Below are 21,881 nucleotides of genomic sequence, written 5' to 3' on the forward strand. Positions count from 1 at the left end.
CGCATGTTCCGGCTTAATAATTTGATAACATAGAACGAACGTTAGTTTTTAACGGTGCCATATTCTACCGGATGCAGCGGGTCGCTCAGGTCATAAAAACAAATTCCGTCGGACAGGTGACATATTAACAGCCCGTTATATGGGATTACATCCTGGTAATCCTTCCCTTTGAGGGTGCGTATTTCCACAGGTTCATAACCCTTACTGATGTCGAAAACGGTCAGGCCGTTCTGTCCTTCGCAAACATAAAGGGCTGACCGGTGGATACCGAGGCCGCCTGGGGATTTCATGGTTACCGTCCTGACAAGCCGGGGATTCTGCACATTTTTCACGTCATACACATTCAGCACATTTTCCGAGCCACCGCAGGTCGTTCCAAAGTTCCTGAGGGTAACATACGCTGCCGAATCATTTGCCACAACTGGATCGCAGGCGCGGACGTGAGTAACAGAACCTTCCAACTTAGGCGCAGTCGGATCTTCGAGTGAGTAAACATACATTCCATTGGAGGAGCCGATGAACAGCTTGTCGCGGAAGGGATAAATTGTTTCGATGCCAAAGCCAATTTGCTGGCTTGACTTCCTTACCGGGTTGGCAAGATCATGGCAATCGTATACATCAAGATTGTAATCGTCCACCAGGTAGAGGTAGTCACCAACTATCGTATATCTGGCCAGTGAACCGCCGGCCCCGTTATTAGCCGTGTCGGGAGCCGCCTCTGAATTACCGTCTTTGGAACAGGATGCAATAACAGCAAGGATGATCATCAACAGGAGCAACCGGCCTGGTAAAATGATTTTCATGTGACTGGTTTAATTGGTTTTGCAATAAGCGCCTTCAACATTCTTTTCCACCTTCCATCCGATTACTTCGCCCTGCCAGGGATCGGGACACACATAGTAAACGTTCGAGGGCGCCGGCCGTGCAACCACCGTTTGCTCAAAGAAGTACCGGTTGAATGCTTTGGGAACCCGGCCTATCAGCTTCGCCTTATTGAGATCGCTGATATCGATCGAAACAAGGTCGTTCAAATTATTAGTCAGTATAACGTTGTTGCGGACAGTCACCTCCGAACATCCGGGAATGCTGATGAAGGCTAGTTTCACGGGGTGGTTTACATCCTGGTAGTCGATAATATGTATTCCTTTGCTGTTTTCAACCTGGTAGAGACGATTCCCCAGGGTATAGATCTTGCCGGCAGCTACGGTAGGTTGCGGACTTGCCGAAGCGATTGTCCGGAGACTTGAATCTATCCCATAGATCGGTACAAAGGCCGAAGGTTTTTTATCCTGGTACCGGCGACCCCAGCCGTTATCAAAGCAGGAAAATCCCAGAACAGCCATTAGGGCAAGGGTAACGACCGTGTATAGTTGCAGTCGCATAAGCAGTTATTTGGCCGATTGACAAGACAATTACCCGGAATGTTGCAGCACTGTTTGAAATAAATTATCATATGACCGGGAGACTTCCTTTTCAGCTACCTTTGCGTCGTTATGCCGTTGTTCCGACACCTGATTGCGTTTTTACTGCTGGCTGCCTTCCTGGTGCAGAGCTTCAGCCGTACGGCAGTTGTTGTGGACTATTACAGCAACACCAGTACATTCGCCCGTAATTGCGTCAATAAAGCCCGGCCGCTCCTTCATTGCAATGGTAAATGTCAGCTGATGAAAAAACTGAAAGCGATCGAGGATAAGGAACAGTCAGCGAACCAGGCTTATAAATCCCAGCTTGCTTCAGACCTGATGTATTCCCGCAGCTTTTTCGATATTCCTGAACAGGCCTGCTTTATGATTTCCTGTGAACATACACAGCGCCAGGCTGATGCCACACCTGTCGACAGGTCCTACGACTTATTTCATCCCCCTACGCAGTCTTAGTTAAGTTATTCTGCAAATCTGCCATGACATTCAACACGCAATCGTACCGGTTGCATGCTTTGATGTAATTGCGCCAGCAATCCATTATAAATCGTGATTCCTTTACAACATGTATAAGCTTCTATTACCGTTACTCCTTGTATCGGTATCCCGGCTATATGCTCAATCGGACCAGAAACCCGATAGCACAGCCAGGATGCTGCAGGAGTTTATCTTCACCGCCAGCAGGGGGGAAGGTATCAAACGTGCAGATGCCCCACTCGCCATCTCAGTTATCTCAACAAAGAATCTCAAAGATACCCGTGCAACTTCAGCTGAACAGTTACTGAATAAAATCAGCGGTGTGAATATGGTCACACTCGGCAACGAACAGCACCAGATGAGCATTCGCCAGCCAATGACCACGAAAAGCCTTTTCCTCTACCTCGAAGATGGGATTCCGGTCAGGACCACCGGGCTTTATAACCATAATGCACTTCTCGAAATGAACCTGGCTGCAACCCGGACAATCGAAGTTATTAAGGGGCCATCATCTGCCCTTTATGGCAGCGAAGCGATCGGTGGAGTGGTCAATTTCATTACGCTGGCACCTACAGAACAACCCTCACTGAAACTGGCGCTGCAGGGCAATAATATTGGCTACAAACGCGGAGACTTCAGCAGTACTTTCACTACCGGCAAACTCGGGTTTGCCATCGGCGGATACTATGCTGATAAGAGAAACGGTTTCCTCGATTATACCGATTTTCATAAGGGGATATTCACGGCAAGGATGGATTACAGGTTCACCGAACGGACCACCCTTTCCAACAGTGCCACCTGGCTGAACTATTACAGCGACATGACCGGCACAATAGACAGTTCCATGTTTGCCACGCATACCTTCAAAAACCAGCAGACTTTTACCTATCGGAAAGTGAAAGCCTTCCGGTACAGGTCAACCCTCTCGCATCAATGGAATAACCAGTCCAATTCAAGTCTTTCTGTAATCTACAGAAACAACTCAATTGGCCAGAATCCTGCCTACCGCATTAAGGACGATTACCGCAGGCAGGGCAATGTCTATGTCGGTAATAAAGAGCTGGCACATGGAGAAATCAACGAAAGCAGCTTCAATAGCTACTCCCTGGTGGCACAGCATCGCCTGCAACTCAGCTGGAAGCGTGCAGTGATCATTGCGGGAGTGTCAACGGACCTGAGTCCTTCGGACTATACTGCAGAGTATATCCGCATTAAAAAGGATACGCTTGAATCGAAGTATGTGTCGTACCAGGCCCCGGACAGCCTCCTGTCCAACTATTCCACGCGGCTTGAGAACATGGCCGGGTTTGTACACCTGGAGCTTAGCCCGGTCGACCCGCTCAGGGTCGTGCTGTCGCTGCGTTATGACCGCTTCAGGTACGACTACAACAATCACCTCGACGGTTCCGCTTACAGTGGTGCACCCGATGCCGTTAACCGCTTTTCGCGCGTAAGTCCGAAAATTGGCCTGACCTACAGTTTTACGCAGCGGGTTGGCGTATATGCGAATTACAGCCAGGGATTTGTTCCGCCCCAGGTCACGGAAATGTACAACGGGGTTAAAGTGCCGCAGCTGTCACCCGCTGTGTACGACAACTATGAAGCGGGAGCATGGTTCAATTCTGCCAATGGTAAAATGTCTGCCGACCTGAGTATTTACCGGCTGGAAGGAAAGAATGCAGTGATTTCGGTGAAGCTTGACGATGGTTCATTTGCCAACCAGAATGCCGGCAGAACCCTTCACAAGGGAATTGAAGCGGGCCTGAAATATAACCCCTGGGGCGATCTTTCCTTACGTTTCAGTGGCGCTTATAACAAGCATGTGTTCGTCGACTATGTAGAAAAGGGAGTTGACTTCAACGGGAACGAAATGAACAACGCGCCCAATTGGTTATACAATACTGAAATAATCTGTCGCCCTTCATTTCTTCCCGGATTTCGCATAGGTGCAGAGTGGCAACATGTAGGCAGCTATTTTGCCGATCCGGCAAATACGGACAGGTATGAGGGGTATGATGTGCTGAACCTGCGCGCCGGGTTTAGTTTCCGCTCCTTTGATCTTTGGCTGAATGTGCTGAATGCGACCGACGAATATTATTCTGTAATCACTTCAAAAAGTAATTTCGGTTACAGCTACCAGTTGGCTGAACCTGTTAGCTTCAATGTGGGAATTGCTTACGATTTTTCCCCGCTTTTCAAACATCGCAAATGAAAACAATTTTTTTCCAAATCATTACGGGCTTTGTATTGTTGGCCAGCTCATGCAATACAATAGAAAAACAAACCACGCCGGACCTGGCGAACGCCCGTCAGCTCGATTCATTTCCTGCTTCAGGAGTTTACCTGGCAAAGGATCCCCATGGAAATACCCTGGCCAGCTGGGTAAGGTCAATCAATGATTCCACTTCCGTATTTTGTGTAGCTATCTCTGACGACGATGGCGCCAGTTTTGGCGAGCCCATTGTTGTTCCAGGCAGCGATAATATCCACCCGCATGCAGAGAACCTGCCTAAAGTGATCCGGAAACCTTCCGGTGAGATCATTGCCCTGTGGGGCGCAGCTAATCCATCGCCTCGGAATAAATATGCCGGTGCCGTGTTTTACGCACAATCCTTTGATAACGGGAAGAGCTGGTCGTCGCCAAAGCCCCTTGTCAAGGACACAGCAGGCAATGACCAGCGTTACTATGACGTTGCCCTCATGCCTGATGGAGAAGCCGGCATCATCTGGCTGGATAACCGGAGGGCAGACGATCGCCAGGTAGGTTCGTCATTATATTTTGCCCGGACCTCTGGCAACAACGGCTTTACAGGTGAACGGGCCATCAGCCGCGAATGCTGCCAGTGCTGCCGTACAAAACTGCTGGTTGAACCGGACGGTAACATTCATGTACTATACAGGGGAATCATCAATGACAGCATCCGCGACATGGTACACGCTGTTTCCAACAATGGGGGACAGACGTTTTCCGCCCCGCGGAGGATCAGCAGCGACAACTGGGTCATCAATGCCTGTCCACATACCGGCCCGGCCATGGCATCCAATGCAAAAGGACTGCATTTTGCCTGGTACACAGGTGGCCCGGGCAAAGGTTGTTATTATACCTCGAGCAATGATAATGGCAAAACTTATGGCAGGCGCGACAGTGTAAGCAGTTCCGGCTCACACCCACAAATGGCCGCACTAACAGGTGGCGATATCATCATCACCTGGGACGAACCCATTGTTGCCGGTAATAACATCCATAAAAGAATCGGCGTCGAGAAACGTTCGGCTGGTTATACGGGTAACAAAAAATATTTCCTGACCGGTGATACTTCTACCTGTGTTTACCCGGTAATAGTTCCATTGAAAGACAATAATGCGCTTGTCGCATATACACAGGAGACGAAAGAAGGGAAGAAGCTTTATTACCGGAAAGTGAATTTCAAGTCAATAGGTCAATAAGTGAATCTTGAGGCGCTCGCTTTATTCACTTATTGACCTATTCACCTGGTTTCAATATCGCAGATCAACTTCTATCCCAGAATGCCGGTGGTTCAACACCGAGTGCGCGCAGGTACACATATCCCTGTCCGCGATGGTGAATCTCATTGTCCACGAAATACAGGATGGTGGAAAATATAGTCCCTTCATATTGACCGAATGCCAGGATCGTTTCCTGGAATCTTGAATCAGGTAGTGTTTCCCATTGCTCATCCAATGCGGCAGTGGATTCATCCCATAATTTCAAAAACCCTTCTTTGGTCTTCGGGGCAGCAGCTGCATAGTTGTGTGAATTATCACCCAGTGATCCCCAATCGCCCGTAACAATCCCTGTGATACCCGGGGCCGCTATGGTCAGCAATTCCCAGGTTAACTGTGAGAAAGGACGCATGCCTCCGATCGAGAAATTAAAAAAGGCATCCTCGGGGAAAACCTCGATAACCCTGCGTGTGAGCTTGCGGTGTCCCTGCCAATGTTCAAGTAACTGTGCTGCATTAATAACATGTTCTTTTGCCGGCGCTGCGTTTTGCATGATTGTTTGTTCCATAACATTTTAATTATGAAACAAAGTAAACACCCGCCAGTGTCAACCCTATGTCAGCAGCTTTTACTTTATTTTACTTTATTTTTCTTTATGCATCATATGAGGCTTCGAACCGAGGATAAGGGAGATATGAAACCTTCCAAGATCATCCTCGGGTGAACCACCCAGGACCTGGTTTTCATTGCTCCGCCAGGTACGGTCCTCAAAGCTGCCGGAATATGCTGCCTGGATGCCGATAAGTTTATTCGGATTGCGTGGCGACTTAACTGCGAATCCAATGCCGACCTGGTAAAGAAAGAATGCATTTTTCAGGTCGGTTGATTTGATGGCATTCCGGGTATTCGCATTTTCCAGTACATCATCAAAGTCGACCGATGACACATCCCTGAAAAATCTTGCTTTATACCATTCGTAACCAATACCAGCATAGGGATACAACATGAAGCGATCCTCTTGCAGCACGTCATAGCCGATATCACCCTGTACACCTATAAATTTTACCGTACTACTCATTTTATCACGGTCTCCGCTCATGGTACTTCCCGCCATTACATTGAATATGCTGATTACCCGTCGCTTTTCTTTTATCCATCCCAGTTGCAACAGGCCTGTGACGTCACGAAGCTGCTTGTATTGTGGATAATTTTCTATCCTGCTGTTAATGGCTTCGAAGTCCTGGAAACCAACCCCTATCCCAAATGTGCCATAAGGAGCTTCTGCTGCTGAATGTTTGTACTGGCTGAATGCAGGTATTCCTGCTGCAAGCAGGCAAACAAGGATAATTGATCTCATACCTTTTAGATTTGATTCCCTGTTATAACTGCAATTTGTGGACCTGTGGATTTTAACATTGACATCAAAATTAATTCTGGTTAAATTTATCCTATGAAACACATTTCAATACTTGTTCCGAAGGGTGCCATACTTGGCAGCCTGGAGGGGTCGCGTCAATTGCTGACCCAGGTAAACGATTTCTTCCGCCAGAAAGATGAGCCTCCGGTATTTAATGTTCAACTGGTTGGTTTGTCGAAGGAAACACCGGTAAGCGGTGGAATCTTTACTGTGAATACGGATGTAACATTGAAGGATGTTACAAAGACAGACCTGATTATCATCCCGGCAATTGACGGCGACCTCCAGCAGGCAATCGAAAAGAACCGCGACTTCATACCCTGGATCATTGAACAGTACAAGGGTGGGGCGGAAGTGGCCAGTCTTTGCCTCGGCGCTTTCCTGATGGCAGCAACCGGTATTGTTAATGGGAAAAGGTGTGCAACACACTGGATGGCTGAAAATGCCTTCAAAAGAATGTACCCCGAGGTGGAACTGGTACGTGAAAAGATCATTACTGATGAAAAAGGAATTTATTCCAGCGGCGGTGCCTTTTCGTATCTCAACCTGATCCTTCATCTCATTGGAAAATTTGCCGGCAGGGAAATGGCCATTCTTGCTGCCAAAGTATTTGCCATTGAAATTGGCCGTGAGAGCCAGTCGTCTTTTGTCATCTTCCGTGGACAAAAAGATCATGAAGATGAACCGGTAAAAAAAGCACAGGAATTCATTGAGAATAATGTTACGGAAAGAATTTCCGTCGAAGACCTTGCCGCGAAGTTTGCGATTGGCAGACGCAATTTCGAACGCAGGTTCAAGAAAGCCACTAACAATACACCGGTAGAATATATCCAGCGGGTGAAGATCGAAGTGGCGAAAATGACTCTCGAAAGCAGCCGCAAAAATGTGAACGAAGTGATGTATGATGTCGGTTATTCCGATACCAAAGCTTTTCGTTCTGTCTTCAAGAAAATTACCGGGTTATCGCCGGTCGATTACCGTAATAAATACAATAAGGAGCTCGCCTTTAATTAAAGCTCATCCGGCAATACTTCTGCCGTAAATCCGTGGCTTCTGAGGAATTCTATTATTTCTGCGGCTTCCACGGTGTCACGTGTGCAAAGGACCCTGAGTATATTATCGCAGTCGGCAAGATCAAAATTGCAGCGATAGCTGTCAAACTGCCGGTGGATCCTGTCCACCAGCAGTTTTGCATTTTCTGCATCCCTTACATCAGTTTTAAAAACCTCGATCATATTATTGCGTTCCATTTACGAATACTTCATCGCTTCATATCCCAACAGCCTCCTGAACAAAGCCAGTTGCCCAATACAATACGCCTCGCGGTCAATCGTGAAATAGATCATTTCGTACCAGCTGTATTTTTCACCTCCCATATCGATCGGGGCAATGGATTCCAGTACTTCATCTTTAATATTTGCCAGGATGTTACGGAGAACCGGGGTTATTTCATCCCAGTTCTTTTTGTATGAATCCAGCGCAGGGTATTGTACACCGTCCTGCCTGCTCCGGTGGTTCTGAAAAAGTTCATCATTATCTGACTTATGTTTTTCTCCCAGCATTGCTGCAAGTTCAAAACGATCCTGCACAAGGCTGCCGGCAATCCATGACGGATGGTTGGCCTTTGTGTTCAGCCTGTTGTTCGCATCTTTTTCGGCGATGCCTTCAATCACATTGTGAAAGAGTTTCGAATGCATGTCGTACATGTCCAGTATTACCTGCATTGCGGTTTTTGGTACTGTTGCGGTAGTTGACATAATCATCAGTTTATCCAAAGCTATTAACCCTTGCCCGGAAAAAGGGGGTGTGAACACGGCAATTAACGGGGTCGGATACGACAGGTCGTATTTCCCCCTGCAGAATGTCGTTTTTGCACACTACGTAATCATGGAAGACGGTTTAAGTTTGTGTTAAAACATCCCATATGTCTAACAGGATCTTCGTTAACCTTCCAGTTAAAGACCTGGACAGGTCCATCGGCTTTTTTACCAGCCTTGGATTCAGCTTTAATCCGCAGTTCACCGATGAAAAAGCAACCTGCATGGTGATCGGCGACAACATTTACATAATGCTTCTCGTGAACCAGTTTTTCAAGACATTCACAAAAAAGGAACTTGTTGATGCCTCCCGGGCTACGGAATGCATAATTGCCCTGTCAGTCGACGACCGGTCACGGGTAGACGATATCGCAGACAAAGCGATCATAGCAGGTGCATTTGAGCCAAGGCCGGCACAGGACCAGGGTTTCATGTATTACCGCAACTTCCAGGACCTCGATGGCCACCTTTGGGAAGTCATCCATATGGATGAATCGGTGATGGAACAGGAATAATTTTCCCCGCTACGGGGATTCCTGCCAACACTTTTTTGCATTCATATTCGCATAATCCCCCATGTGAGAAGCGTTGTCCGCAGTCGCCCGTATATGGCATAATATGTGGGACTATAATAGTATGGACTGCTCCCCTCACTTCGTCCTGGTCGATGATGACCTCGACGATACCTCCTTATTCGAAGAAGTATTGCTTGAGGTACAACCTACAGTAAAATTCCAGGCCGCTCACAACGGCCTCGATGCAATGAACATGCTTCGTAATGCGGGCACAGAATTGCCGGACCTTATCTTCCTGGATCTGAACATGCCCAGGATGGATGGCAAGCAATGCCTCGTTGCAATCAAAGAGGATGACTTGCTAAAAAATATCCCGGTTATCATGTATTCCACCTCCTCCCAGCCGAAGGATATTGAAGAAACACGGCAGGCCGGGGCCATTTGCTTTATTACCAAGCCCACAAGTATACACGAGCTCAGGAACATCCTTTCCGCGATCGTCAATGGTCTGAACAAGATTGAAGAAACCGTGGAAACGCTAAGCCAAAACGAGGGTATGTGTATAATCCGTTGAACCCATCAAAGCAGATGCTGACATGATCCTGATCGTAGACGACAAAAAAGAAAACCTGTTTTCCCTGAAAACTCTCCTTGAACTGAATTCGTTCCAGGTGGAAACTGCTGCATCGGGTGAAGAGGCCCTGAAGAAAATTCTTAAAAACGAATATGCGCTTATAATTCTCGATGTACAGATGCCGGTGATGGACGGCTATGAAGTTGCCGAATCAATTTCGGGGTACAGCAAGACAAAGAATATTCCTATTATTTTCCTTTCTGCAGTCAATATCGATAAAAGCTTTATCACAAAAGGTTACAGTTCCGGTGGTGTGGACTATATCACCAAGCCATTTGACCCGGAACTGCTCATGCTGAAGGTCAGGACCTTCATCAGGTTATACGAACAGACTAACGAGCTGAAAAGAATTCAAAAAGAACTTGAAGCTTCCAACGAATTACTGGAAGTGAAAGTTATGGAAAGAACGAGCGACCTTCTCAGGGCTAATCTCGAACTTGAAGTAAGTAATGCAGAACTGCAACAGTATGCATCCCTGGCTTCCCACGACCTTCAGGAACCGCTGAGGAAGATCATCACCTTCAATAAGATCATCGAAGACAAGTATCTTGACGGTAATCCTGAGGCACACCGGTATATGAATAAAGTTATCGCTTCATGCGAGCGGATGAGAAGCCTTATTCATGACCTGTTGAATTATTCGAGGCTGTCGGGCACATCTGTTTATTGTGAGACTGACCTCAATAACCTGCTTCGGGAAACCATCACCGACTTAGAACTGGTAATAGGTGAAAAGAAGGCAAAGCTTATCATAGAAGACCTGCCGGCTGTTGAAGCCATTCCGGGCCAGGTGCGCCAGGTTTTTCAGAATGTGATCAGCAATGCGTTGAAATTTTCAAGAAGCGGGGTTGCACCGCAGATCAGGATCTGGGGCGAGCGGACAAGTAGGCTCGACTCCTGGGGCCATTCTGATCCTGTTGGGGAATATTTACGCATATACATCCAGGATAACGGGATCGGATTCGATGAAATTTACCTGAACAAGATCTTTACCATTTTCCAGCGGCTGCATGGCCGTGACGAATACGAAGGAACAGGTATCGGCCTCGCTATTGTAAAAAAGATCATTGAGAAACACCATGGCCTGCTCACAGCCAGGAGCAGCGTAGGCGAAGGCTCGACTTTTATCATTGTGTTACCCCTAAAACAACCCAGGCATGCAGTCGTCCTTTAAGAGAAACCTGATTATAGCATTTTTCATTTCCCTATTCCTGCTACTTGCAAGTTCCGTTGCATCCTTCATCAGTATCCGCAATATGCTCAGCAGCCAGGAACTCGTATCACAATCGCACTTCGTTATAACAAAACTCAAAAACGTTCTCGTGTTACTTCGCGACGCGGAAACGGGTCAACGCGGCTTCCTGCTCACCGGTGACACGGAATTCCTGCAGCCTTATTTTGGCGCTGGCGAACGTGCCATGAAAGCGATTGATGAGGCGGCTTCCATGACCATTGACAATTATGCCCAGCAACGGAACCTCGATGCCCTGCGCGATGTGACAAACAATAGACTGCTTCGCCTGCAATATGGTATTGATGAAAAACATGCTGGAAGAGCAGTATCAGTATCTGAACTCAAAATAGGGAAGGGTTATATGGATCAGGCACGCGACCTGGTGAACCAGATGGAACAGCGGGAGAATTTCCTGCTCAACCAGGCTACTGCCAAAATGAACCGGTTCGCAATGACCACACCATTATTGATAGTAGTCGCTTCACTGTTATCCATCCTGGTGGCCATCGTGTCTTTTTTGCGCGTAAACAGGGACTATTCAGAACGGGTAAAGCTGCAGGAAGAATTACAGCTGAAAGATGTTGAGATCTCCAAACGACTTGAAATAATTGAAGACATAGCCGAGCAGATCTCGAAAGGTGACTATAATATCCGCGTAACTGATGAAGGCCGGGATGTACTGGGAAACCTTTCCCTTTCACTCAACAGTATGGCAGGATCGCTGAAAAATTCTTTTTCCGACCTGGCCAGGCAGGAATGGCTGCATTCAGGCATTGCGCGGATAAATGAAAGAATGATCGGTGAACGTATCATGGAAAAGCTCACTGGTATTATCATTGATGAAGTTTCCATGTATACGTCAAGCCAGGCTGCAGCTTTTTATCTTGCCGATGATGCCAGGAATCTTACTATCGCTGCAGCAGTCGGAATAGACCGCAGCAAGATCAGGAAAACAATCCTGCCCGGTGAAAGCATTGCCGGGCGGGCAGCTGTTTCGGGTAAGATTGCTTCGATCAATAATGTCGATGAAACGGATTTTGTCATTACCTATAGTAATGGCATTATCAAACCACGAACGATCGTCGCTGTACCGATTTTCTATGAGGGAAAGTTCAAGGGTGTTATCGAACTTGCATCCGGTAAAGAATATTCAGATACTGAGCTTGAATACCTGACAAGTGCTGCCTACAATATCGGAATGGCTATTCACAGCGCCCGTGATCACCAGCGTTTGCAGGAGCTGCTTCGGGAAACCCAGGACCAGGCAGAAGAGCTGCAGTCACAACATGCCGAACTGGAAAGTATAAATGCCGAGCTGGAGACACAGACCGAGAAGCTGCAAGCCTCCGAAGAAGAGCTTCGTGTTCAGCAGGAAGAACTCCAGCAGGCCAACCAGGAACTCGAAGAGCGTAGTAAACTCCTGGAAGAACGAAATCACCTCATCCTGGAACGCAACCTCGATATCCAGCAGAAAGCAGAAGAGCTCGCACAAAGCACCCGGTATAAATCCGAGTTCCTGGCAAACATGTCGCACGAGTTACGGACACCGCTCAATTCCATCCTGCTTCTTTCGCGGCTGTTGGCCGAGAATCATCCGCAGAACCTGACAGGTGACCAGGTTGAATATGCTTCCGTCATTCAGAGTTCAGGCAAAGGGTTGCTCACGCTCATTGACGAGATCCTCGACCTGTCAAAGATCGAATCGGGCAAGATGGAACTCGAATGGCAGGATGTTCGCATCGAAAATGTTACCGAAGCACTAGCTGCTATTTTCTCCCCGATGGCAAAAGAAAAAGGGATTGATTTTTCTGTTGAAACCGCTGCGGATGTTCCCCAGACAATTGAAAGCGACCACCTCCGTCTTGAACAGGTACTACGCAATCTTCTTTCCAACGCACTTAAATTCACCCGGCAGGGATCTGTGCAACTTGACGTTTCCCTGGTGAACAAAAACATCTTATTTAAAGTAACCGACACCGGCATTGGCATTCCCTTCGATAAACAGCAAACAATCTTTGAAGCCTTCAAACAGGCAGACGGATCAACACGCAGGCAGTTTGGCGGAACCGGTCTCGGACTCTCCATCAGCAGGCAGCTCGCCAGGCTGCTCGGTGGTGAAATTGAACTCAGCAGTGAGCAGGAGAAAGGTAGTGAGTTCACGCTGGTGCTTCCGATAGAAAAGGCACATACAAATCCGGTAATTGAAGAGTCCGGGAAACCTGGTGTTAATGAACAACCGAAGATCACTGAACAGCTATCCCACCAGAATGGCAACAGGCAGTTCATATCTGAAGTCATTCCGCCCGATGTTCCCGATGACCGTCTTGCCATCCGGGAGGGAGACAGGGTGATCCTGATAATCGACGATGATACCGTATTTGCACGCTCACTGCTTGAATATACCCGGAAGCAGGGGTATAAGGGAATTGTTGCGGTAAGGGGAGATGACGGGATCCAACTTGCAGGCGAATTTCTGCCTTCGGGCATTCTGCTCGACCTGCAGCTTCCGGTCAAAAGTGGCTGGGATGTGATGAACGAACTCAAACGTAACCCAAACACCCGTCACATTCCCGTTCATATCATGTCTTCGCACCAGGCAAGGTCACGCAGCCTTTCACAAGGTGCGATCGATTTCATCAGTAAACCGCTCGCCGAAGAAAAGTTATCGGATGTCTTTAAAAAGATCGAAAATGCACTTAATAATCATCCGAAAAAAGTCCTGATCGTTGAAGAGAACCCTCTTCATGCAAAAGCACTGGCTCACTTCCTCGAATCCTATAATATCGCAGCAGAGATCCGGACCTCAGTGGAAGAAGGAGTGGAAGCTTTGCGGATGGGCGACCTGAATTGCGTTATCCTCGACATGGGCGTGCCTGCCCTGCGTTCCGGCGAAACGCTGGAACGGTTTAAAAAGACACCCGGACTGGAAGGAATTCCCGTCATCATCTTTACCGGCAAGAACCTGTCGCACGCAGAAGAAATGAATATCCGCAAGTACTCCGATTCCATAGTGGTAAAGACAGCTCACAGTTACCAGCGCATCCTTGACGAAGTATCCCTTTTCCTTCACCTCGTTGAAGAAAATCACCAGGATAATAAATTGAACCGATACAGGAAAAATGGTGATATGGGCGATGTGTTGAAAGGTAAAACCATTCTCGTCGCCGATGATGATGTCCGGAATATTTTTTCGCTGACGAAATTACTGGAGAATTACGGGGTGAAAGTTGTTTCGGCAGTGGATGGAAAGGAAGCCGTGAAAGTGCTGGATGAAAGCAACAAAGTTGACCTCGTGCTTATGGATATGATGATGCCGGAAATGGATGGCTATGAATCGACCCGGACCATCCGGGCTAATCCCCGTTTCACGAAACTTCCCGTGATTGCAGTGACGGCAAAGGCAATGACGGGTGACAGGGAAAAGTGCATCAGTGCAGGTGCATCTGATTATATTACCAAACCAGTTGATATTGACCAACTCGTTTCTCTTTTACGGGTTTGGTTATACAACACTTAATAACGACTATGGGACTTCCCGCGTCGGCAATTTTGAATGACGATGACCTCGACCTTTTGCTAAGTGAAAGTTTTCGACTCTATGGATATGACTTCACAAATTATACCCGCGCTTCACTGAAACGACGGATCAACAGGCTGATGATCATAGACCGGTTTCCAAGCTTTGCGGAACTGCTGCACAGGGTAAAGCATGACCCGCACTACTGGAGCAGGGTAGTGGAAGAACTTACGGTGAATGTGACGGAGATGTTCCGCGATCCGCAGAGTTTCCGCATCATCAGGGAAACGATCATTCCTTTACTTGCCCCACATCCGTTCATCCGGATCTGGCATGCAGGCTGTGCTTCAGGGGAAGAAGTGTACTCCATGGCCATCATGCTGGAAGAAGCGGGTCTCCTGCACAAGTCGTTGTTATATGCAACTGATCTCAATCCTGCAGCTGTCGACAATGTACGCAGGGGAATTTTTCCTATTAGCCTCATGAAGCAGTATTCGGAAAATTATTTACTGTCCGGAGGTAAAAAAGATTTCTCTTCGTACTACACGGCCAAGTATGATTGGGCGAAATTAGATGAAAGGTTTACTGCTAAAATGATCGCCGCCACGCATAACCTCGTTTCTGATAAATCATTCAACGAATTCCACCTGGTCATCTGCAGGAATGTGCTGATCTATTTTGATAAAGACCTTCAGGATAAAGTACTTTCCCTTTTTGATGACAGCCTTGTGAGCCAGGGTTTTCTTATTCTTGGTTCCAAAGAAAATATCCGCTACTCCTCAATTGCAATAAAATACACTCAATGGGCGCAGAAAGAAAAGATCTGGCAAAAGACAATGTAAAACCGTATCGCCTGGTGGTCATCGGCGGATCAGCCGGAAGCCTGGAAACCATACTCCAGATTGTCGGCTCCTTACCCGCGGGTACCGATGCCTCTTATGTCATCGTGGTGCATCGGAAAAATACCGGCGATTCAATTCTTACTGAACTCTTGTCCGGCCGTACAGACCTCCGCGTCAGGGAAATTGAAGATAAGGAGCCCATTATTCCTGGTACCGTTTATGTTGCACCCCCCGACTATCACCTGCTGGTTGAAAACGAAAATGAATTTTCACTCGACAGCTCCGAAAAGGTCCAGTTCAGCCGCCCCAGCATTGATGTCACATTCGAATCTGTAGCGCTCGCATTCGGACCGGCTGCTATAGTTGTCCTGTTGTCGGGAGCCAACGCTGATGGCGCCGATGGGATCATAAGGGTTATGGAGGCCGGTGGTTACTCCATCGTCCAGGATCCCCAAACGGCCGATATGGCCATGATGCCAAAACAGGCAATTGACCGGTCGGAAGTAAATGCCGTCCTTTCCCCCTCAGAGATTGGTCCGCACATCCGCAGCCTGCTTACCCGCACCCCCCGCCTGAAGAGCCCGCCCGAAGAATAGCATATTTATGTTATTGTCAGCAGTCTGGCTGGCCGGTAAATTTGTCCATCATAAAACCTGAATCCCGATGGACATCATGATCGTTGATGGCAATGCAGAAGATGCTGAATTGCTGGAACAGCTTGTTACACAGCTTGATTCGAAGGCGAGCTTCAATATCACCCATAATTCCCTGGAAGATTCCCTCGTCAGGATCAGGCAGGGCAGTGAACCGGATATCATCATCCTTTCCATGAAGAAGAATGGCTACCAGGCGCTCCACACACTCCGGCAATACGCTTTTAAAAGCCATGTTTTCATTCATACCGGTAAAGCTGTAATGGTGCCTGCAAGCCTGATGCTTTCCACACAAACCGCGAAACAGCGGTTTATGGTAAAGCAGTCATCGCGCATCCTTACCATTCCCATTGAACAGGTGGCATATTTCTTTGCCGACAACCGCATCAACTTCCTCCGTACCTGGGATAACAAAGTGCATGTAGTTGATTACACTATGGAAGAGCTCAATTCCATGCTCAATCCACTGGACTTTTTCCGGATCAGCCGCTCACACGTTATCTCTTACAAAAGCATCCAGGAAATCAGGCCCTACTTTAACAGCCGCATAAAACTTCTCATCGGTTCTTCAAAAGAGAGGGCCGAAGAATTCGTCAGCAAGGAAAGGGTCTCCGACTTTAAGAAATGGATTGGAGCGAAGTAGGGAATATCCGGCCGGATCACTTTAATAAAGAATATCATACAAAGCTGAAGGGGATCACAAATCCGAAAGCGTGAATTCTCTGTGTCATTCCGTGAAATTACAGGAAGCGGTGGTGTCAACTTTTTTGTAAATTGCTACCTTGTCATAACCACAATGTTTAACCGCAACCAAAACGTGTTCATTTATGCTTGACCGGAGAAAATTTCTGATTCAGTCCACGCTCGCCGGGACAGGAATCCTGCTGGCACCTACCATCAAAAGCTTCGCATCCTCTGCAAATGAAAAGATTGTACTCGGGGCTGTTGGCACAAACAGCAGGGGCTTTTACCTCGCGCGGATGTTTGCCACCATACCCAATGTGGAAATCGGGTACGTTTGCGACGTTGACGAACTGGTGCTGGCCAAGACCGTTGCGGAAATTGAAAAGCTGACGGGTAAAAAACCAAAGGCATTCAAAGACGTCCGCAAACTGCTTGAAGAAAAAGACCTGGATGCAATCCTGATCGCAACACCGGATCACTGGCATGCGCCAGCCACACTCATGGCATTGCAGGCAGGCAAACATGTGTATGTGGAAAAACCCTGTTCGCACAACCCGCAGGAAGGTGAGATCCTGGTTGCTGCGCAGAAGAAGTATGGCAAACTCATCCAGATGGGTAACCAGCGCAGGTCTTTCCCTAATGTAATGGCCGCTATGAACGACCTGAAAAGCGGTGCAATCGGAAGAGTGTATTTTGCAAAAGGCTGGTATGCCGCTTCACGCAAGTCGATCGGTTTCGGTAAGACTGCTCCCGTTCCCGGAACTCTTGATTTCGACCTCTGGCAAGGGCCTGCACCCCGCAAGGAATACCGCGATAATCTTGTTCACTATAACTGGCATTGGTTCTGGCATTGGGGAACAGGTGAAGCACTTAACAATGGAACACATGAGCTCGATGTAATGCGCTGGGGACTGGGTGTCGATTATCCTGTGAAAGTTGTTTCTGCGGGCGGACGATATGCATTCAATGATGATTGGGAAACACCGGATACACAAACCATCACCCTTGAATTTCCAAACCGTACCGCCATTACCTGGGAAAGCCGCAGTTGCAATCCTTTCCAGGAGCAGGGTAGTGGCAGAGGCGTGATCTTTTATGGTGAAAAGGGTACCATGGTAATTCCCGGTGGTGACGAGTATACCATTTTCGACATGGAAAACAAGGTGCTGAAGGATGTTAAAACAACGCTTGAAAAAGCAGATGCTACCAACACGATGGGCATGGGCGAACGGCTGGATAAAATGCACCTGGTTAACTTTATCGACTCGATAAAAGGTAAAACAACCCTTGGATCTCCTATCATTGAAGGACACAAGAGCACATTGCTTGCACAGCTCGGCAATATCTCCTGGCGCACAGGGCGAACCCTCCATTGTGATCCGTCGAACGGGCATATCCTGGATGATCGCGATGCCATGAAACTCTGGAAGCGTGAATACGAACCGGGATGGAAAATGAAATTGTAACCTGTTTTATATAAAAATCATTTTCAGGCAATGAAAAAAACTCTTCTTCTTAGTTCAATTTTATTGATATGTGCAGGTTTATTCGCACAGACCAGCGCGAAAAAAGAAACCTGGATCAGTCTTTTCAACGGGAAAGATCTGAATGGTTGGAAACAACTCAATGGCAAAGCAAAATACGAGGTGAAAGATGGCGTGATCATTGGAACAACTGTTCCCGACCAGCCGAATTCCTTCCTTGCCACTGACAAGAATTATGACGACTTCATCCTTGAACTCGAATTCAAAGTGGATCCGAGAATGAACTCCGGCATCCAGTTCAGGAGCGAAAGCAAACCAGATTACCAGAATGGAAAAGTATTCGGTTACCAGATGGAGATAGATCCATCAACCCGGGCATGGAGTGGTGGCATCTACGACGAGGGACGTCGCCTCTGGCTCTATACACTTGAGTATAATGAAGCAGCGAAAAAAGCGTTCCGTAACAACGAATGGAACCGCTACCGAATCGAGTGTATCGGGAATGCCGTGCGTACATGGGTGAACGGAATTCCTGCAGCCCACCTGGTTGATGACATAAAAACGAGCGGATTCATCGCTTTGCAGGTACATTCCATTGGCAAGCCTGAAGAAGCCGGCCGGCAGATCAGCTGGCGCAATATCCGCATCCAGACTTCCAATCTCAGGCCAACTCCGGCGAATGATATTTTCGTTGTAAACCTCCAGCCTAACCAGCTGTCTGCGCAGGAAGAAAAGAATGGCGTAAAGCTTCTGTGGAATGGCAAGACTACTGAAGGGTGGAGAGGTGCGGGTAAAACCACATTCCCTGAAAAAGGCTGGACGATCGAAAATGGATTGCTCAAAGTGATGCCTTCATCGGGTGGTGAAGCTGCGAATGGTGGCGATATTGTTACCAACGGAACCTTCGGCGCCTTTGAGTTGCAGTTCGATTTCCGCCTGACAGAAGGCGCAAACAGCGGCGTAAAATATTTTGTAACGGAGAAGGAAAAAACTTCAGGCTCTGCGATCGGGCTGGAGTACCAGTTGCTGGATGACGAAAAACACCCCGACGCAAAACAGGGCGCAGTGGGCAACAGGACTATTGCATCGCTGTATGACCTGATCCCTTCGCAAAAGTTTCCCCAGGCAAAAAGAAAGATAGGAGAATGGAACAGGGCGATGATCAGGGTTCATCCGGACAATCGTATTGAACACTTCCTGAATGGGTACAAAGTGGTGGAATACCAACGCGGAACGCCGATTTTTTATGCACTCGTGGCAAGGAGCAAATATGCAGGATGGGAAAATTTCGGAATGGCGGAAAAAGGTCACCTGTTGCTGCAGGACCATGGCAATGCCGTTGATTTCCGCAGCATTAAAGTCCGCGACCTGACTGGCGAAGCGCAGCATTGATGGTCTAAATATTTCAGCCTGCATGGCGGTTCAAAGCAGGTATTAGTGTCTTATCAATAGCAACTGTCAACAACAACAGTTGCTATTGTTTTATGCGCTATTTCATCTTTATTCTCCTCATAAGCTTAAGGGTAACAGTCCCGGTTTATTCACAACCGGAAAAGCAGGGCAAGGCCCCGGTGCAGGATATTGGCTGGCCTCGGCAGATCACCCAGGATGGTTCAGTGCTGGTACTTTACCAGCCGCAGGTTAGCGACTGGAAAGACTATACTACCCTTACCGGCAACGTAGCCTTCGCTATTACGCCTAAAGGCGGTAAAGAAGCGCATGGAGTGGCTTCCTTCGAATGCAATACCCTTGTCGACAAACAAACCCATACTGCCTATATGCGGGATGTGAAAGTTTCCAGCATCCGGTTCCCGGGTGTGGAGGCTGCAGATAAGGAAAATCTGGATACACTTTTCCGTAAAATGGCACCGCCCGGTGGTGAGCCGATCGCCATTGAACGTTTAATGGCCGAGCTGAAACAAAACGCCGAAGCCACGAAGACGGTCGAGGTAAAGAATGATCCCCCGCCCATATTTTACAGCACTGCTCCTGCGATTATGCTGATGGTGGAAGGTGAGCCGGTATATGTCCCCATCTCAAAGACCGAACTGCAATTTGTTGTAAATACAAACTGGGACCTTTTTTATGACAAGTCTGCCAAGGTATACTACCTGCTCGCCGAAAATACCTGGCTTACATCGAAAGAATTGAAAGGTCCATGGAAATACACCAAAGCTTTGCCGAACGACATGTCGAAGCTGCCGGATGGAGAGAATTTCGATGAGGTGAAAAAGATGATCCCACCGCCAGCATCGCCAGGTAAAATTCCAGAGGTCTTCTTTAGTAATGTTCCCGCTGAACTTATTCTTTTTAAAGGTGCGCCTGTTTATACGAAGATCGTGAACACTGAATTGCTCTATGTCGCCAACACGGAGAATGATGTGTTCGTGGATAATAAAACGAAAACCTTTTTTGTGCTTCTTTCAGGCAGGTGGTTCAGTGCAGACGATCTGAAAGGTCCCTGGTATTATGCCGGTAATTCCCTGCCTTCAGACTTTGCCCGGATCCCTTCCAATTCGCCAAAGGCAGCGATCCTTGCTTCCGTACCCGGCACTGTTGAAGCTGCAGATGCCGTCATGCTTGCCCAGGTCCCAACTACAGCAATCGTAAACAAAAAAGAGGCAGCCGCAAAAGTGAAAGTGGTATACGATGGCAAACCCGAGTTCAAAAAGATTGAATCAACAGGTCTCGAGTATGCATCCAACACGCAGGACAAAGTGATCAGATCGGGCGAGCTCTATTACCTGTGCTACCAGGCAGTCTGGTTCGTGTCTTCATCTCCTGATGGTCCTTGGGAAACAGCGGAATCGATCCCAGCGGAAATTTATTCCATTCCTGCCAGCTCCCCCGTGTACAATGTTACCTATGTCACGCAGACAGTGGTGGATGAAGAAACTGTGCAGAGCAATGCTGCAGCCGGATTTTTTGGCTCCTTTGTCATTGGTGTTGGCGTCGGCGTATGCCTGGCCTATGGAACAGGCTGGTATTACCCGCCTTACATGTATTACCCCCCTGGTATGATGTATCCCGTTTACCGCCCATATCCCTGCACTTACGGGGCAGGGTTCGCATATAATCCTTATACCGGCGGATATGCCGGTGGCAGGAGGGTTTACGGACCTTATGGAGCAGCAGGTACTTCGGCCTGGTATAACCCATCAACCGGAAGGTATGGAAGGTCTGCAAGCGTACAGGGACCATACGGAGGCCGGACAGCTGCGCGTGCGTATAATCCGTGGACCGGCGGATATGCGGCTACGTCACAGGGACATAATGCCTATGGCCAATGGGGCAGCTCCGTTGCCACACGCGGTGGCGAATGGGCGCAGACCGGTCATGTCACCACTGCCCGCGGAACAACCGCCGCCTATCGCACCTCAACAGGCCAGCAGGGCGTGATCCACAGTGGCCAGAATGGCAAAGTCATTAAAGGCAACAACGGCACCTTCGTAGGCCACGACGGCAACATTTATAAAAAGAATGAGGGTGGAAACTGGAGCCAGTATGATAACGGTTCCTGGAAAGATGCGTCGCGTACATCACCCTCCACACGCGACCAGCTCGACCGCTCTGCTACTTCCCGTCAACGCGGCGAAATGCAGACGCGCAATTTCCAGAACAACTATCGCAGTATGGGTGCTGGCAGGAGAGGAGGTGGTGGCGGATTCAGAAGAGGGAGATAATTCACCAGATAAAGCGGGCCATTTCTTATATTTAGAAC

General features: G+C 48.0%; 20 protein-coding genes. 14 read left to right on the plus strand and 6 right to left on the minus strand.

Going from position 1 to position 21,881, the window contains the following annotated elements:
- Nucleotides 1-41: 41 nt before the first annotated feature.
- Nucleotides 42-803: an LVIVD repeat-containing protein gene (locus OI18_RS05545; protein ID WP_052272893.1), complete on the minus strand. Its 762-nt coding sequence runs from the start codon at nucleotides 801-803 to the stop codon at nucleotides 42-44.
- Nucleotides 804-812: 9 nt separating this feature from the next.
- The gene (locus OI18_RS23640) at nucleotides 813-1,382 is read right to left on the minus strand and encodes an LVIVD repeat-containing protein (RefSeq protein WP_152616738.1); all 570 of its coding nucleotides are present in this window, start codon (nucleotides 1,380-1,382) and stop codon (nucleotides 813-815) included.
- Nucleotides 1,383-1,493: 111 nt separating this feature from the next.
- Here OI18_RS23640 and OI18_RS23645 point away from each other — a divergent pair, with 111 nt between their 5' ends.
- The 3 genes from OI18_RS23645 (at nucleotide 1,494) to OI18_RS05565 (ending at nucleotide 5,345) form a co-directional block, all read left to right on the plus strand.
- The gene (locus OI18_RS23645; protein WP_052272895.1) at nucleotides 1,494-1,877 is read left to right on the plus strand and encodes a hypothetical protein; all 384 of its coding nucleotides are present in this window, start codon (nucleotides 1,494-1,496) and stop codon (nucleotides 1,875-1,877) included.
- Between the two features lie 109 nt (nucleotides 1,878-1,986).
- Entirely contained in the window at nucleotides 1,987-4,110 is a 2,124-nt protein-coding gene (locus tag OI18_RS05560; RefSeq protein WP_052272896.1) for a TonB-dependent receptor, read from the plus strand.
- Entirely contained in the window at nucleotides 4,107-5,345 is a 1,239-nt protein-coding gene (locus OI18_RS05565; RefSeq protein ID WP_039137865.1) for a sialidase family protein, read from the plus strand. Before OI18_RS05560 ends, OI18_RS05565 begins: the two co-directional genes overlap by 4 nt.
- Nucleotides 5,346-5,409: 64 nt before the next feature.
- Here the strand turns inward: OI18_RS05565 and OI18_RS05570 are convergent, their stop codons facing one another.
- Together OI18_RS05570 and OI18_RS05575 are read right to left on the minus strand one after the other, a co-directional pair.
- On the minus strand, nucleotides 5,410-5,931 hold the full coding sequence (locus OI18_RS05570; protein ID WP_052272897.1) for a DinB family protein: 522 nt from the start codon (nucleotides 5,929-5,931) through the stop codon (nucleotides 5,410-5,412).
- A gap of 75 nt (nucleotides 5,932-6,006) precedes the next feature.
- Nucleotides 6,007-6,720: a hypothetical protein gene (locus OI18_RS05575; RefSeq protein WP_039137866.1), complete on the minus strand. Its 714-nt coding sequence runs from the start codon at nucleotides 6,718-6,720 to the stop codon at nucleotides 6,007-6,009.
- A gap of 93 nt (nucleotides 6,721-6,813) precedes the next feature.
- Between OI18_RS05575 and OI18_RS05580 the strand changes: the two genes are divergently transcribed.
- Complete coding sequence (locus tag OI18_RS05580; protein WP_039137867.1) at nucleotides 6,814-7,794, plus strand: GlxA family transcriptional regulator; 981 nt, start codon at nucleotides 6,814-6,816, stop codon at nucleotides 7,792-7,794.
- Here OI18_RS05580 and OI18_RS05585 read toward each other — a convergent pair.
- Nucleotides 7,791-8,030 carry a hypothetical protein gene (locus tag OI18_RS05585; RefSeq protein ID WP_240312726.1) on the minus strand — a complete coding sequence of 80 codons (240 nt, stop codon included), beginning with the start codon at nucleotides 8,028-8,030 and terminating at the stop codon, nucleotides 7,791-7,793. The two genes, OI18_RS05580 and OI18_RS05585, sit on opposite strands and share 4 nt — an antisense overlap.
- Nucleotides 8,031-8,537 (minus strand): DinB family protein, encoded by a 507-nt coding sequence (locus OI18_RS05590; RefSeq protein WP_152616739.1) that lies wholly within the window; start codon nucleotides 8,535-8,537, stop codon nucleotides 8,031-8,033.
- 167 nt (nucleotides 8,538-8,704) lie between these two features.
- Here OI18_RS05590 and OI18_RS05595 point away from each other — a divergent pair, with 167 nt between their 5' ends.
- The 10 genes from OI18_RS05595 to OI18_RS05640 all read left to right on the plus strand — a co-directional run bounded on the left by OI18_RS05595 (nucleotide 8,705) and on the right by OI18_RS05640 (nucleotide 21,843).
- The gene (locus tag OI18_RS05595; RefSeq protein ID WP_039137868.1) at nucleotides 8,705-9,112 is read left to right on the plus strand and encodes a VOC family protein; all 408 of its coding nucleotides are present in this window, start codon (nucleotides 8,705-8,707) and stop codon (nucleotides 9,110-9,112) included.
- 103 nt (nucleotides 9,113-9,215) lie between these two features.
- Entirely contained in the window at nucleotides 9,216-9,686 is a 471-nt protein-coding gene (locus OI18_RS05600; RefSeq protein ID WP_082037864.1) for a response regulator, read from the plus strand.
- Nucleotides 9,687-9,708: 22 nt separating this feature from the next.
- The gene (locus tag OI18_RS05605) at nucleotides 9,709-10,920 is read left to right on the plus strand and encodes a hybrid sensor histidine kinase/response regulator (protein WP_039137869.1); all 1,212 of its coding nucleotides are present in this window, start codon (nucleotides 9,709-9,711) and stop codon (nucleotides 10,918-10,920) included.
- Nucleotides 10,904-14,497: a response regulator gene (locus OI18_RS05610; protein WP_039137870.1), complete on the plus strand. Its 3,594-nt coding sequence runs from the start codon at nucleotides 10,904-10,906 to the stop codon at nucleotides 14,495-14,497. The genes OI18_RS05605 and OI18_RS05610 overlap by 17 nt, the downstream gene beginning before the upstream one ends.
- Before the next feature lie 8 nt (nucleotides 14,498-14,505).
- Nucleotides 14,506-15,339 (plus strand): CheR family methyltransferase, encoded by an 834-nt coding sequence (locus OI18_RS05615; RefSeq protein ID WP_205409987.1) that lies wholly within the window; start codon nucleotides 14,506-14,508, stop codon nucleotides 15,337-15,339.
- Complete coding sequence (locus OI18_RS05620; protein ID WP_039137871.1) at nucleotides 15,300-15,935, plus strand: chemotaxis protein CheB; 636 nt, start codon at nucleotides 15,300-15,302, stop codon at nucleotides 15,933-15,935. The genes OI18_RS05615 and OI18_RS05620 overlap by 40 nt, the downstream gene beginning before the upstream one ends.
- A gap of 67 nt (nucleotides 15,936-16,002) precedes the next feature.
- A complete protein-coding gene (locus OI18_RS23650) occupies nucleotides 16,003-16,635 on the plus strand; it encodes a LytR/AlgR family response regulator transcription factor (protein WP_052272899.1) in 633 nt (210 codons plus the stop codon).
- 184 nt (nucleotides 16,636-16,819) lie between these two features.
- Nucleotides 16,820-18,142: a Gfo/Idh/MocA family protein gene (locus OI18_RS05630; protein ID WP_039137872.1), complete on the plus strand. Its 1,323-nt coding sequence runs from the start codon at nucleotides 16,820-16,822 to the stop codon at nucleotides 18,140-18,142.
- 30 nt (nucleotides 18,143-18,172) lie between these two features.
- The gene (locus OI18_RS05635; protein ID WP_039137873.1) at nucleotides 18,173-19,552 is read left to right on the plus strand and encodes a 3-keto-disaccharide hydrolase; all 1,380 of its coding nucleotides are present in this window, start codon (nucleotides 18,173-18,175) and stop codon (nucleotides 19,550-19,552) included.
- A 92-nt stretch (nucleotides 19,553-19,644) separates the two neighbouring features.
- Nucleotides 19,645-21,843 carry a hypothetical protein gene (locus tag OI18_RS05640; RefSeq protein ID WP_039137874.1) on the plus strand — a complete coding sequence of 733 codons (2,199 nt, stop codon included), beginning with the start codon at nucleotides 19,645-19,647 and terminating at the stop codon, nucleotides 21,841-21,843.
- Nucleotides 21,844-21,881: the final 38 nt, after the last annotated feature.

Source organism: Flavihumibacter solisilvae, assembly GCF_000814475.1.
GTDB lineage: Bacteria > Bacteroidota > Bacteroidia > Chitinophagales > Chitinophagaceae > Flavihumibacter > Flavihumibacter solisilvae.